The sequence below is a fragment of the Solirubrobacter pauli genome, from assembly GCF_003633755.1.
In the GTDB taxonomy this organism is placed as follows: domain Bacteria; phylum Actinomycetota; class Thermoleophilia; order Solirubrobacterales; family Solirubrobacteraceae; genus Solirubrobacter; species Solirubrobacter pauli.
Genome location: NZ_RBIL01000001.1, coordinates 2673073 through 2685799 on the forward strand (window position 1 = coordinate 2673073; position 12727 = coordinate 2685799).

Consider the following 12727-nt stretch of genomic DNA (forward strand, 5'->3'; position numbering starts at 1 on the left):
GAGGAAGGGGTGCACCATGGGTTTCGTGATCAACGTCGTGGCCGACACCCTCCCGACCCTCCTGGCCACGACAGCGTGCACGCCCTAACCCCTCTCCAGGGCGTGTGCAACCCCTGAACGCCGCGGCGCTTGGAACCCCTCTCCTCCAAGCGCCGCGGCTGTTTCAGTTAAAGGCCGTGTAGCTCAGCGCGCCGAAGTTGGCGAGCGAGCTCGACTGCACGCCGAGGTACGACAGCGTGTACAGCCGGTCGCCGATCACGAACGAGCGCTCGATCGGGACCTGGCCGCGCTCGGCGGTCTGGTGGACGACCCGGCCGACCTCGCCCAGCGTGTTCGCGCCGATCGTGATGCCGGCGGCGCCCTGGAACGGCGCGTCGCCGTAGGTCTGCAGCGGGATCACGGCGAGGTTGGACTTCGGCCAGTACAGGAACGCGTGCGACTCGCTCTCGACCGGCGTGCTGCCGGTGCCGAACGGGTGCACCGCGAGCCGCTGGGGCGCCGCCGGGTTCGAGACGTCGAACAGCGACGCCTGCACGCCCGCGCCCTCACGGCCGATGCCGAGCAGCCGGCCCTCGCCGACCGGATGCAGGTAGGCGGAGTAGCCGGGGATCTTCAGCTCGCCGACGACCTTCGGTGCCGTCGGGTCCTTCAGGTCGAGCGTGTACAGCGGGTCGATCTGGCGGAACGTGACGACGTAGCCCTGGTCACCCATGAACCGCACGGCGTAGATCCGCTCGCCCTTGCCGAGCCCGCTCACCGAGCCGACGCGCACGAGCCGGTTGCCCTGCTGGTCGAGCACGGTCACCGTGCTCTGACTCTCGGTCCTGGGAGCCCAGCTGGGCTCCTCGGTGCTCGCCACCCGCAGCTTGCCGTCGTGCTCGGAGAGCGCGTAGTTGTTCAAGATGAAGCCCGGCACGGCGCCCGACGCGCGGTAGACGGTCTTCGTCGGGTCGGACACGTCGAAGCGGTGGATCTCCGTGGTCATGTTCGCCGGCGCCTGGCCCTGGGTCTCGAGCGCGCGCACGTAGCGGTGCGAGGCGACGTAGAGCGAGCTCTCGGAGCCGTAGACGACCTGCGCGCCCGCCATCACACCGTCCCGGTCGAGCGAGTACATGCCGCGATCGAGGTCGACGGTGAGGATCGCGAGCACGTCGAGGCCGGAGAACTGCGCGGGCCGCGTGACGGCGTCGCACGGCGCGAGGTTGCGCCGGAACGTCTTCCCCGAGAGGTTGCTCTTGAGCACGGTCCGCCCGAGGAAGTCGCGCACGCCCGCGCTGCCGGGGTCCGCGATCGGCTGCGGGACGGAGTCGATCACGAGCCGGGCGACGGCACCGTTCTGGCGCGCGTCGACGAACCGGCCCGGCACCTCCATCGTGCGCATGACCTTCGGGGCACCCGAGACGTCGATCTCGGTGACGATCGTCGCGGCCGGCGCCGGCGCGAAGCCGGGCTCGGGCGCGACGGGCCGCGGCTGCCGGACGAAGCCCTCGCCCTTGGCGGCGATCGCCAGCACGCGGTCGCCACGCAGCATCAGCGTGTGGCCGGTGCCGTCCAGCGCCAGCGTCCCGGTCACGGTCGAGCTGGCGACGTCGATCACGCGCAGCGTGCGGTCGGTGACCGCGAAGATCCGGCGGCCGTCGGTCTTGAGGATGTCCGGCTCGTCGACGCCGGCTTCCTGCACGTTCGTGCCCGAGAAGTCCGGGACGCTGCCGCCGATCGCCACGCTCGGCGCCTTGGCGGCCGTGTCCTCGGTCATCGTCGGCGAGGGCGGCGGCATCAGCGGCGGCGTCGTCACGGCGTCGATCGGCTGCGGCACCGCGCGGGGCGTCACGCCGATGCCCCCGTCGGTGCGTTTCGCGCCGGCCCGCGCGTAGTCCACGAGCTGCGTGCAGGAGGCGAAGGCCTTCAGCCGCGGTCGCTTCTTGGTGGCGGCGCTCGCGGCGTCGGTGCACACGAGTGCCAGGACGAGCGTGCCCGCCGCGACGATTCTCATGTGGTGAATGTAACTAGCAGGGGCGCAGGCGCGACCGGTACGTGCGCATGGTCGCGCGCGTCATGTCGCCGTGCGTCTGCTGCTTGAGCCGCTCGACCCGCTCCGTGTGGAACGGCGAGGACAGCGACTCGCTGTGCCCGATCACGTTCTTGGTCTGGATGCCGTAGCGGCACTGCAGCCAGCGCGTGAGTCGCAGCGAGGCGGCGAGCTGGCGCTTGTTCCCCATCACGTCGCCGTCGCTCATCCCGACGTGCTCGATCCCGAACGCCGTGTAGTTCAGGCCGACCGTGTGCCGGCACATGATCGAGCGCGGGACGAGCTGGTAGATCGTCCCGTCACGGTCGATCACGTAGTGAGCGCAGGTCCCGGGGAGCTCCTTGAGCTCGGGGTCCGGGTTGTTCGGCGCGAACGTGTTGAACGTCTGCTGGAACGTCGACGTCACCGTGTAGTGCTCGACGATCACCTTCGGGTCCCGCAACCGGTAGGAGTCGATCCCGTAGTGGCGCTGCGCGTACGCGGCCATCTGCTCCTTGCGCGCCTTCGGGAACGGGATCGGCTTCTGCACGATCGTCGGCTGCGGCGCGGCCGTCGCCAGTGCGAGAGCGGTGATCAGACCCAGCATCCGGTTCCAATTTGACAGGTCGTCACCAGCGGAGGAAGCTCGAAAGCCGTCCAGCATTCTCGGCGGGAGGAGAAGTGCACGTGCCCAAGTTGCGCGCGCTCGCGGCTGCGGTCGCGACGATCGGAGCCCTCGCGGTCGCCCCGGCGTCCGCCCACGCGGCCTACTGGGTGGGGCTCGGCGACTCGTTCGCCGCGGGCCCGCTGATCCCGAGCCAGACCCTGAACCCGCTCGGCTGCCTGCGCTCCACGCGCAACTACGCGCGGCTCGCGTCCACCCAGCTCGGCGTCTCGCTCAAGGACGCCTCGTGCAGCGGCGCGGAGACGGCGGAGATGACCACGCCGCAGGCGACCAGCGCCGGCACGAACCCGCCCCAGCTGGACGCGATCTCGAGCGACACGCGCGTCGTCTCGCTGCAGATCGGCGGCAACGACATCGGCTTCACCGAGATCCTCACCAACTGCCAGACGGCGAACCCGTTCGGCCGGCCGTGCCAGGACAAGTACGTCCGCAACGGGGTCGACGAGCTGCGGGCCCGGATCACGGCGACGGCGCCGAAGGTCGCCGCGGTGCTCAGCGGCATCAAGGCGCGCAACGCCACCGCGCGGATCCTGATCCTCAACTACGAGGCGATCCTGCCGTCGAGCGGCTCGGGCTGTTGGCCGCAGGTGCCGATGGCGTGGGCGGACGTGCCGTACGTGCGCGGGATCCAGCTCGAGCTCAACGCGATGATCGCGCGTGAGGCGAGCAAGGCGGGCGCGCGGCTCGTGGACGCCTACACCGCCAGCCTGGGCAAGGACGCGTGCAAGTCCTCCGGCACGCGCTGGGTGGAGCCGCTGGTGCCGGGCAACGCCGCGGCGCCGTTCCATCCCAACGCCCGCGGCATGCAGGGCGTGGCCGGTCCGGTCGCCGCGGCGGCGGCGGGCGCCTGACCCCTACTTCTTGCGGAGCTTGGACGCGGCGGCGCGGACCTTCTTCTGCGCGAGCTTGGCGCCGTTCGCGTCCCAGTCCTGGCAGTCCTGGCCATCGGCGGTGCAGACCATGCCCCAGTGGCCGGGCGCGCCGTTGATCGTGCCGCGGGAGCGGATCAGCCAGGTGCCGTCGTAGCGCTTGGTGAACGCCGTCGTGGTCGTCTCGCCGCGGGTGGTGAGGGTCTTGTCGGCGCGGACGCCGCCGGCCTCCTCGATCGCCGCGAACGCCACCTGCGGGTCGCTCGAGAAGCGGATGCACTGCATGTCGTCGTCCTGCGGCTCCGTCCACTCGCAGGAGAGCGTCTTGACCGCCGTGCCCGCCGCGTCGGAGATCGTGATCTCGACGGCCACGGGCTGCATGTCGGCGGGTGAGACCGCCACCGGCGCAGAGCCACCGGACGGGACGGGCTTGGGCTTGGCGCCGGCCGTCCCCGTGATGGCAAGTGTGGCTAGCGCGATGGTGGAGAGGAGGGTGGTTCGCATACCTTCCACGTCGGTCGCACCGCCGCGTGGTGTCGCCCCTTCGAAATGTTCGAGAAGCTGCGACACCTTCCCCCGAATCGTGCGTCTGCCGTGTGGATGTCAGACGACCATGAGCACGACCGCAGGCTCGTCGCGCGGGCCTCAGGCGGCGACGAGCGCGCGTTCGCCGAGCTCGTGGAGCGCCATCAGGACCAGCTGCTGCGCTACGTCGCGCGGCGCTTCCGGCCCGACCTCGCCGAGGACGCCGTCCAGGAGGCGCTGCTCTCGGCGCACCGCGCGCTGATCTCCGGGACGCGCCCGACGGACGTGCGCGCGTGGCTGTCGACGATCGCCTGGCGGCGCGCGCTGGACCTCGCGCGGCGCGAGCGCGAGGCGCTGCCGCTGGACGCGGGCGTGGCGGCCAAGGTGGCCGACGACCCGGAAGCGCGAGCGCTCCAGGCGCACGAGCTCGGACGCGTCGTCGCCGCCATCAGCGGCCTGCCGGAGCGCCAGCGCACGGCGCTGAAGCTGAGCGCCCTGGAGGGCCGCTCGCTCGAGGAGATCGGCTCGGTGCTGGACGTGCCGGCGGACGCCGCGAAGTCGCTCGTGGCGCGCTCGCGGAGGACGCTGCACCACCGGCTCGAGGCCGCCGAGCTGGACTGCGGCGACGCGCGCGTGGAGATGGAGTCGGCGGCGGCGCGCGGCGTGCGGCTCTCGGGCACGGTGACGCTCCACCTGGAGTCCTGCCGCGCGTGCGCGCGGGCGCACCGCTCGATCCGGCGGCGCCGGCGCGTGGCGCTGCTGGTGCCGTTCGGCCTGATCGTCAAGACCGCGGGCGTGCGTGACCGCCTGCGTGATCTGATCGCGTTCAACCCCGCGTGGGAGGCGCAGATCGGCGCGGCCAAGCTCTGCACCGCCGCGTGCCTGACGGCCGTCGGGACGGGCGCGGCGGCCGCGCCGACGGTCAGCGTCGTGGCCCCGCTCGTCGTCAAGACCGCGACGCCGACGCCGAAGAAGGCCAAACTCGTGCCCAAGAAGAAGCACAAGAAGCCGAAGGCCACGCCGACCGCGACGCCGACGGTGACGCTGGCGCGCGCGACGCCGACCGCGACCTGGACGCCGACGGTCACGCCGAAGGCCCCGGTCAAGAAGCGCAAGCCGACCGGCTACACGCCCAAGCCGCTGGTCGGCGTCAGCGCGGGCAGCGGCGAGTCGGTCGAGGCGCCACGCGGGAAGGTCAAGCCGACGCCGACGCCGACGCCCACGGTCGCGCCGACGGTCGAGCCCACGGCGGCGCCGACGGTCGCCCCGACGGAGACCCCCGCGCCGCCTCCGGCAGAGACCCCGCCGCCGACCGGTTAGTTTCCGGCGGTCACGACGTCTCACCGGCATGAGCCTCGACGAGACCGCCTTCAACCACGCGCTGGACCGCCACCGGCGCGAGCTGCACGTCCACTGCTACCGGATGCTGGGCTCGTTCGACGAGGCCGAGGACGCGCTGCAAGACGCGTTCCTGCGCGCGTGGAAGGCCCGCGAGACCTTCGCGGGCGGTGAAGGCCTACGGGCCTGGCTCTACAAGATCGCCACGAACACGTGCCTGGATGCTCTGCGGGCGAAGAAGCGGCGCCCACCCGCGGAGGGCGAGGTCCCGTGGCTGCAGCCGTACCCGGACCGGCTGCTCGACGAGGTCGCGCCGACCGACGAGCAGCCGGACGCCGTCGTGGTCGCCCGCGAGACGATCGAGCTCACCTACATGGCCGTCATCCAGCTGCTGCCGGCGCGTCAGCGCGCGGTGCTCGTCCTGCGCGACGTGCTCGAGTGGTCGGCGATCGAGACGGCGGAGATCCTCGACATGAGCGTCCCCTCGGCCAACAGCGCGCTGCAACGAGCCCGGGCGACCCTCAAGGACCGGCTGCCGGCGCACGACGCGGAGCGCGAGCCGCTCTCCGACGAGGAGCAGCGCCTGCTGCAGGGCTTCATCGCCACGCACGAGAGCGGCGACTGGTCGGCCGCCGCCGAGCTGATGCGCGAGGACATCCGCGTCTCGATGCCGCCCAACCCGGGCGTGTACGAGGGCCGCGAGAGCCTGCGTCCGCTGATCGCCACCGCGCTCGCGATGGGCGAGTGGCGGCTGGTGCCGACGACCGCGAACCGCATGCCGTGCGCCGCGTCCTACCTGCGCCGGCCGGGCGACACCGTCTTCCGCGCCTTCAAGCTCGACGTGATCCGGGCGGGCGCGGGCGGCATCGCCGAGATCACGACGTTCGGCTCGGCGCTCTTCCCGCAGTTCGGCCTCCCCGATGAGTTGGCCGAGGTGCGGCAGTCTTAACCGTCATGTTCAAGGACACGAAAGCCTTCAGCGGCTTCGCGGTGCCCGACGTCGCGCAGGCACGCGCGTTCTACGCCGACACCCTCGGGATCGACGTCTCCGAGGAGCACGGGATGCTGACGCTGCACCTCGCGGGCGGCACGCGCGACACGCTCGTCTACCCGAAGCCCGACCACGAGCCCGCCACGTTCACGATCCTCAACTTCGAGGTCGACGACATCGACGCGACGGTCGACGAGCTGCTCGAGCGCGGCGTCGACTTCGAGATCTACGAGGGGTTCGAGCAGGACGAGCGCGGGATCGTCCGCGACCAGGGACCGCCGATCGCGTGGTTCCGCGACCCGGCCGGCAACATCCTCTCGGTCCTTCAGGGGTGAGGCCCGAAAGTTCAGGGCGCGCGCCCGACTGACAAGGGCGGGTGCAGCCAGCAAGCTGCCTCGCCTATGCGAATCCTCCCCACCTCGGTCATCGCCGGCGCCGCCTGCCTCGCCCTGGCCGGCGCCGCTCAGGCCCAGACCTCGCCGCCCACGATCCAGCCGCCCGCGGGCAACGTGCCGTACGACGCGACCTTCGCCGTCGGCGTGCAGATCTACCGGTGCGACGGGAACGCGTGGACGTTCGTCGCCCCGCGTGCGACGCTCCACAACCTCGTCGGCAAGCAGGTGGGCGAGCACTTCGCGGGGCCCACGTGGCGGTGGCGGGACGGCAGCTCGGTCGTCGGGACGAAGGCCGGCGAGGCGCCGAGCCCGACCGGCGCGATCCCGCACCTGCTCCTGCGCGCCACGCCCACGGCGCCCGGGCACCTCTTCAAGACGACCTACATCCAGCGGCTCGCGACCACCGGCGGCACCGCCGCGGCGGCCGGCACGTGCACGCCGGAGCGGGCGGGCGAGGTCACGGAGGTCCGCTACACGGCGGCCTACGTGTTCTGGCGCCACCGCGGTCGCAAGTAATCGGTAGCGTCCCACAGGGTTTGAAGGGTCTGATCGCGTGCATGCTGTCGCTGCTGGTGCTGTGCGGGCCCGCCGAGGCGAAGGTCCGCGTGGGCACGGGCGGCAACGTGCACGCGGTCGCGGCGCCTGACGGGACGGCGCACGTCGTCTGGCAGAGCGGCACGACGGTCAGCTACTGCCGCGTCGCACCCGGGACCGAGGCCTGCGCCGCCTCGTCCTCGTGGAGCGCGGCCGGGGCGCTCGGAAGCGACGTCGACGTCGTCCGGGCGCCGAGCACCGGCATCGTGCACGTCGTCGTCTCCGTGTGGACCGCCGGGGGCCAGTTCCCCAGCGGCGGGCTGTGGTCGATCGCGTCGACCCAGCCCGACGCCGCCGGCAACACCTGGGCGGCCCCGAAGCGGATCACGCAGTACAGCAACAACCTGACCCGGGTCGGCAACACCCACCAGGGCACGATCTACGGCCCGGGAGCGTTCGAGATCGGCTGGCTGTCGCAGGTCGGCGTGGACCCCGACGGCACGCGCCTCACGTTCGGCACCACGAACTCGGGCGGGATCTCCGAGGGCGCGGTCGGCACGGCGCTCCCGGGCGCGTACGAGGCCGACGTCGGGCTCGCGGCCGGCAGCGCCCCGTTGGTCGTCTCGCGCGCCACCGACGACGGCGTCACGCGGTACCGCTCGTGGGGCGGGACCGGCAACGTGCGGGACGTCGCGACGTGGCGTCCGGCGAAGACGCTCGGCGACATCGGCAAGGTCGCCGATCTCGGCTTCAACGGCGTCGCGGCACCGGTGCTCGGCAGCATCGCCCAGGTCGGCGGCACGGACTGGCGGCTCACGCTGCGCCGGTACGACCACGCGAGCGATGCCTTCGGCGCGCCGATCACGGTCAACGAGGACGACGACGCCAACGACGTCTGGCTGACCATGGACAGCGCGTCGAACGTGCACGCGCTGTGGCGGTCGGGCAACCCGCGCTACCGCGGATCGAGCACCGGGCTGGTCTACAGCGCCTCCACCACCGGCGACGTCTGGCCCAAGTACGGGATCCTGCTCGACCAGGACACGTCGAACGCACCGCCCGCGCTCGCCGCCGGGTCCTCCGGCGTGGGCGTCGCGGTGTGGACGCGCGACGCGGGCAACGGCTCGGTCGACGACGACGAGGTGTGGGTCGGCGCGGTCGGCGGGCCGGGCGCGAGCTTCCCGGTCGACCCGCCGCCGCCGAACGACCCGCCGCCACCGCCGCCGGTCGACCCTGCGTGCGTCAAGCAGCCCACGCTCGGCGTGGCGAAGCTGCTGGCCACTGGCTGCTTCAAGAAGACGACGAGCACGAAGCTCACGACGGGGCAGCCGTTCCTCCTGAACGGGGTGACCGTCGACCCGGGCGGCAAGACCGTCACGGTCGACACGGCCAAGCGCACGCTCGAGGTCGCGAGCGCGTCGTTGGCGATGGGCGTCATCAAGCTCGGCAAGAGCAAGCTCGACTTCACGTTCCCGGCCACCGGCACGTGGACGCGGCCGGGCGGCGCGATCTCGCTCGACGCGCCCGGCTTCGGCGGCGAGCTCCTCGGCTTGAAGATCACGGGCGACGCGACGCTCGTGCTCAGCGCCGACGGCAGGTCCGTCCTGACGGGCTTCCTGCGCCTGCCGAAGCCGTTCGACGGGATCACCGCGCAGCTGGCCTTCAAGGCCGACAACTTCAGCGGCCTCCAGCTCGAAGGGCTCAAGTCGCACATCGACGACCTGGGCCTCGGGTTCCACGACCTCGACCTGCAGTACACGTCCGACCCGCCGACGTGGACGGGCAAGCTCAAGTTCCAGCCGTCCGTGCTCGGGGGTGGCGGGACCGACTTCGAGGGCGAGATCACGCTCGTCAACGGGTCGCTGAAGCGCCTCGCGATCGCCGCCACGTTCGCCGCGCCCGGGCGCGAGCTCTACCCGCCGCTCGTGTACCTGCGCTACGCGGGGCTCGAGCTGGAGGTCGACCCGGCGCTGCTGATCACCGGCAAGGTGGTCGTGGCCGGCGGTGCGTCGCCGACGGACACGCCGCTCGTCAGCGTCGGCCGCCCGTACGACGACTTCGGGACGCTGAAGCTGCGCCTGAGCTCGCCGTTCTCACTGCGCGCCGACGGCCCGGTGTACGTGCTCGGCTCCAAGCTCGGCAGCGGCTACTTCCAGTACACGTACCCCGGCTCGGTCGCGTTCGGCGCGGAGGCCAAGGTCGGCTCCTGCGACGGTGGCATCGCCGGCATGGAAGCGTCCGTCAACGGGTTCGTCGAGGTCTCCGGCGGCTTCAAGTTCAACGCCAAGGGTCAGGGCCGCGCGTGTCTGGGTCCGGCGTCGGCGGGCGCCACGGCGGTGCTGTCGTCGAAGGGCATCGCCGCCTGCGCGGACTTCAGCTTCCCGCCGATCAGCGCGGGCGCCGGCCTCTTCTGGGGCGACCTGGTGCCCGACCTGATGCCGGTGCTGTGCGACACCGAGCCGTATGCGGTCGCGCAATCGGCGCAGGCCGGCGGGCCGATCAACGTCCGCGCCGGGCTCAAGCAGCTCAACGTGATGGTCTCGGGTGACGTCGGCGTGCCGGTCGTGACGCTCGTCGGCCCGAACGGCGCGCGCTACGCGGGCGTCGCCGAGGGCGTGGTGACGTCGGCCACCGGCGCCTCGGTCGGCGAGCCCCGGCTCAAGCGCCAGACGTTCATGATCGCCAGGCCGCCCGCGGGCGCATGGACGCTGGAGCCGGCGCCGGGCTCACCCGGCGTGACCCGGGTGCAAGTGGCCCGCGACGCGCCGCCGCTGAAGCTCACGGGTCGCGTCAAGCGGGGCGAGCTGCGGTGGCGGCAGTCCGGCGGCAGCGGCCAGAAGGTGACGTTCTACGAGCAGGGCGACGGCGTCCTCCGGCAGCTCGGCGTCGCGCGCGGGAAGGCGGGCACGCTGCGCTGGAAGCCGAAGGTCGTCCGGGGTGGCAAGCGCACCGTCGTCGCCGTCGGTGACAAGGACGGCCTCGCCTCCGACAGCTTCACGCTCGGCACGTTCACCGTGCCGAAGCCGCCCAAGCCGGGCGTGGCGCGTCGCCTGAAGGCGACGCACCGCTCCGGCGCGCTGCTGCTGGCCTGGACGCCGGCCCGGTACGCGGCCCGCCAGGAGGTCCGCGTCCAGCTCTCCAACGGCATCGGCAAGGTGTTCCGCGTGTCCGCGCGGACGAAGCGGCTGAAGGTCCCGAAGGTGGCCGCGGACGTGACCGGGCGCGTGGCGGTCGTGGGCATCCGCGCCGACGGCGTGACGGGCAAGACGGCCCGCGTAAGCGTCAAGCCGGCGCCCGCCAAGCAGCGCAAGCGACGCTGACGCCCGTCCGACGCGTCTGCTTACCTGCCGCGTCCGATGTCTGTCGACAAGCTTCAAGAGGCCGAGGAACACGTCGCGCAGATGCGCGAGGAGGCGCAGCGGACCGAGCGCGAGGCGCGCCGGGAAGAGCTGCGCCGTCCGCCGCTCGGCGACACCGCGGGCAAGCCGCACAAGGGGATCACCGCGCCGCTGTCGCAGGTCCGGGCGATGGCCAACATGCGCACCGGCGCGCTCGAGGACATCCACGAGCTGGCGGTGTCGATCCGGGAGACCGGGCTGCTGCACCCGCCGCTCGTGCGCGAGACCGGCGAGGAGAGCCACCCGTACGAGCTGCTCGCGGGGCAGCGCCGGTTCGCGGCCATGAAGCTGCTCGACGAGGCGGAGGAGCCGCGCGAGGACTGGCGCTTCACGCTCGTGGACGGCATCTCCACGCGCGAGGCGCTGACGATGCAGTTCGCGGAGAACTTCCATCAGAGCAAGCCCGAGCCGGTGCAGTTCGCGCGCGCCGTGCGGCTGATCATGAAGGAGGACCCGTCGCTGACGGCCGCAGAGGTGTCGCGGATCGTCGGCGCGCCGGTCGACTGGACGCGCAAGTCACTCAAGCTGCTGGACCTGCCGGAGTCGATCCTGGCGAGCGTCGAGCGCGGTGACCTGTCGTTCACCACCGCCGACTTCGTCCGCCGGCAGGTCGCGCGCGGCGCGGTGACCGAGGAGAAGGCCGAGGAGCTCGTCTCCGACCACGCCGCCGGTGAGATCAACACGACCGAGCTGAAGTTCGGCGCCGGCTACGTCCCGCCGCCGCCGGACAACTACGCCGAGATCTCCGACCGGCTGGACGCCGCCCGCCGCGAGGCCGCCAAGCCGCAGCCGCGCGAGGAGCGCGACGAGGACTGGTCGGACGAGGACTCCGGGAGCGAACGCTCCGAGCCCGCGGTCGCGACGCCGGTCTCGGTGCGCATCAACGACGAGCCGATCGGCCGCGGCGGCCCCACCGACGCCGAGCTGGACGCGTTCGTCCTCGGCGCGTTCCTCCACCACTCGGCCGCGCCGCGCACGAAGAAGCTGCTGCGGATCACGGGCGAGGCCGACGCGCACGAGTACGCGCGCTCGCTGCGCCCACACGAGCGGCTGCCCGCGCTGCGGTCGTTCGCCCGCGAGGCGATCGACGCGATCTAGTCGATTTCTCGGAGTGCGTCGACCAACGCCTGGACCGCCGCGCTGCGGTCCGGGCGGGTGACCGCGAGGACCTCGCGCCGGAACGGGCGCGGGTCCTCGACCGGGACGGCGCGCACGCCCGGCGGCAGCGCGTCGGCCAGCAGCTGCGGGATGACCGCGACGCCGAGGCCCGCGGCCACGAGGCCCAGGCGGGCGGGCCAGTCGCGGACGGCGTGGACGACCGTCGCCTCGCTGTCGAGCGTCGGCCACGGGCCGAACTGCGGGCCGCCCTCGTCGGCGACGCCGACGATCCAGCTCTGGCCGTGCAGGTCGGCGACGTTGACCCACGAGCGGCCGGCCAGCGGGTGCGTCTCGCCCACGACCAGTAGCGCGCCGCCGCGGAACACGAGGTCGGGCACGAGGCCGTCGAGGTCGTAGTCGAGCCCGGCGCCGACCGCGATCACCGCGACGTCGACGCGACCGGCGCGCAGCCGCCGGAGCTGCGTGGCGCTGCCGCCTTCCCGCAGGCGGACCGTGATCGCGGGGTGCTCGGCGCGCATCCGGGCCAGCGCGCGCGGGACGAGCGTGCTGAGCGCGGTGGGGAACGCGCCGAGCACGAGGCGGTCGACGAGGGTCTCTTCGAGCTGCGTGAGCGCGAGGGTGGCCGCGTCCACGCGGTCGAGGATGCCGTGGATGTGCGTGAGCAGCGCCCGGCCGCGGGCGGTGGGGGTGACGCCGCGCGGCCGCCGCTCGAACAGCGCCGTCCCCGCCGCCTCCTCCATCAACGCCACCTGGCGGGAGATCGCCGACTGCGTGTAGCCGAGCGCCCGCGCGGCACCGGTCAGCGAGCCGCGGGCCGCGACCTCGCTGACGATGCGCATCCCGGTGAGGGTCAGCTCTGCCATGC

General features: G+C 72.6%; 11 protein-coding genes. 7 read left to right on the forward strand and 4 right to left on the reverse strand.

The genetic code is table 11. The features are described 5' to 3' along the window. Positions 1–163 precede the first annotated feature (163 nt). On the reverse strand, positions 164–1993 hold the full coding sequence (locus tag C8N24_RS12725) for a beta-propeller domain-containing protein (protein ID WP_121250435.1): 1830 nt from the start codon (positions 1991–1993) through the stop codon (positions 164–166). A gap of 13 nt (positions 1994–2006) precedes the next feature. Next, positions 2007–2615 carry an N-acetylmuramoyl-L-alanine amidase gene (locus C8N24_RS12730; RefSeq protein WP_170179050.1) on the reverse strand — a complete coding sequence of 203 codons (609 nt, stop codon included), beginning with the start codon at positions 2613–2615 and terminating at the stop codon, positions 2007–2009. An 80-nt stretch (positions 2616–2695) separates the two neighbouring features. Between C8N24_RS12730 and C8N24_RS12735 the strand changes: the two genes are divergently transcribed. Further along, positions 2696–3544 (forward strand): SGNH/GDSL hydrolase family protein, encoded by an 849-nt coding sequence (locus tag C8N24_RS12735; protein WP_211339942.1) that lies wholly within the window; start codon positions 2696–2698, stop codon positions 3542–3544. A 3-nt stretch (positions 3545–3547) separates the two neighbouring features. On the opposite strand, the gene C8N24_RS12740 is transcribed toward C8N24_RS12735, so the two are convergent. Beyond that, on the reverse strand, positions 3548–4066 hold the full coding sequence (locus C8N24_RS12740; protein WP_147447765.1) for a hypothetical protein: 519 nt from the start codon (positions 4064–4066) through the stop codon (positions 3548–3550). Between the two features lie 96 nt (positions 4067–4162). Here C8N24_RS12740 and C8N24_RS12745 point away from each other — a divergent pair, with 96 nt between their 5' ends. The 6 genes from C8N24_RS12745 (at position 4163) to C8N24_RS12770 (ending at position 11841) form a co-directional block, all read left to right on the forward strand. Continuing rightward, positions 4163–5407, forward strand: coding sequence for an RNA polymerase sigma factor (locus C8N24_RS12745; RefSeq protein ID WP_170179051.1), 1245 nt, complete (start codon positions 4163–4165; stop codon positions 5405–5407). Between the two features lie 28 nt (positions 5408–5435). Next, positions 5436–6374: an RNA polymerase subunit sigma-70 gene (locus tag C8N24_RS12750; RefSeq protein WP_121250443.1), complete on the forward strand. Its 939-nt coding sequence runs from the start codon at positions 5436–5438 to the stop codon at positions 6372–6374. A gap of 5 nt (positions 6375–6379) precedes the next feature. Further along, positions 6380–6751 (forward strand): VOC family protein, encoded by a 372-nt coding sequence (locus tag C8N24_RS12755; protein WP_121250445.1) that lies wholly within the window; start codon positions 6380–6382, stop codon positions 6749–6751. A 66-nt stretch (positions 6752–6817) separates the two neighbouring features. Further along, complete coding sequence (locus C8N24_RS12760; RefSeq protein WP_121250447.1) at positions 6818–7327, forward strand: DUF3455 domain-containing protein; 510 nt, start codon at positions 6818–6820, stop codon at positions 7325–7327. A 20-nt stretch (positions 7328–7347) separates the two neighbouring features. Continuing rightward, positions 7348–10665 (forward strand): hypothetical protein, encoded by a 3318-nt coding sequence (locus tag C8N24_RS12765; protein WP_121250449.1) that lies wholly within the window; start codon positions 7348–7350, stop codon positions 10663–10665. A gap of 36 nt (positions 10666–10701) precedes the next feature. Next, positions 10702–11841: a ParB/RepB/Spo0J family partition protein gene (locus C8N24_RS12770; RefSeq protein WP_121250451.1), complete on the forward strand. Its 1140-nt coding sequence runs from the start codon at positions 10702–10704 to the stop codon at positions 11839–11841. Here the strand turns inward: C8N24_RS12770 and C8N24_RS12775 are convergent. Further along, positions 11838–12725: a LysR family transcriptional regulator gene (locus C8N24_RS12775; protein WP_121250453.1), complete on the reverse strand. Its 888-nt coding sequence runs from the start codon at positions 12723–12725 to the stop codon at positions 11838–11840. The genes C8N24_RS12770 and C8N24_RS12775 overlap by 4 nt on opposite strands. Positions 12726–12727: the final 2 nt, after the last annotated feature.

Excerpts from the sequence above, each read along its gene's own strand:
- C8N24_RS12725 (WP_121250435.1), bottom strand. The coding sequence starts at position 1,993 with ATGAGAATCGTCGCGGCGGGCACGCTCGTCCTGGCACTCGTGTGCACC.
- C8N24_RS12730 (WP_170179050.1), bottom strand. The coding sequence starts at position 2,615 with ATGCTGGGTCTGATCACCGCTCTCGCACTGGCGACGGCCGCGCCGCAG.
- C8N24_RS12740 (WP_147447765.1), bottom strand. The coding sequence starts at position 4,066 with ATGCGAACCACCCTCCTCTCCACCATCGCGCTAGCCACACTTGCCATC.
- C8N24_RS12745 (WP_170179051.1), top strand. The coding sequence starts at position 4,163 with ATGTCAGACGACCATGAGCACGACCGCAGGCTCGTCGCGCGGGCCTCA.
- C8N24_RS12750 (WP_121250443.1), top strand. The coding sequence starts at position 5,436 with ATGAGCCTCGACGAGACCGCCTTCAACCACGCGCTGGACCGCCACCGG.
- C8N24_RS12755 (WP_121250445.1), top strand. The coding sequence starts at position 6,380 with ATGTTCAAGGACACGAAAGCCTTCAGCGGCTTCGCGGTGCCCGACGTC.
- C8N24_RS12760 (WP_121250447.1), top strand. The coding sequence starts at position 6,818 with ATGCGAATCCTCCCCACCTCGGTCATCGCCGGCGCCGCCTGCCTCGCC.
- C8N24_RS12770 (WP_121250451.1), top strand. The coding sequence starts at position 10,702 with ATGTCTGTCGACAAGCTTCAAGAGGCCGAGGAACACGTCGCGCAGATG.
- C8N24_RS12775 (WP_121250453.1), bottom strand. The coding sequence starts at position 12,725 with ATGGCAGAGCTGACCCTCACCGGGATGCGCATCGTCAGCGAGGTCGCG.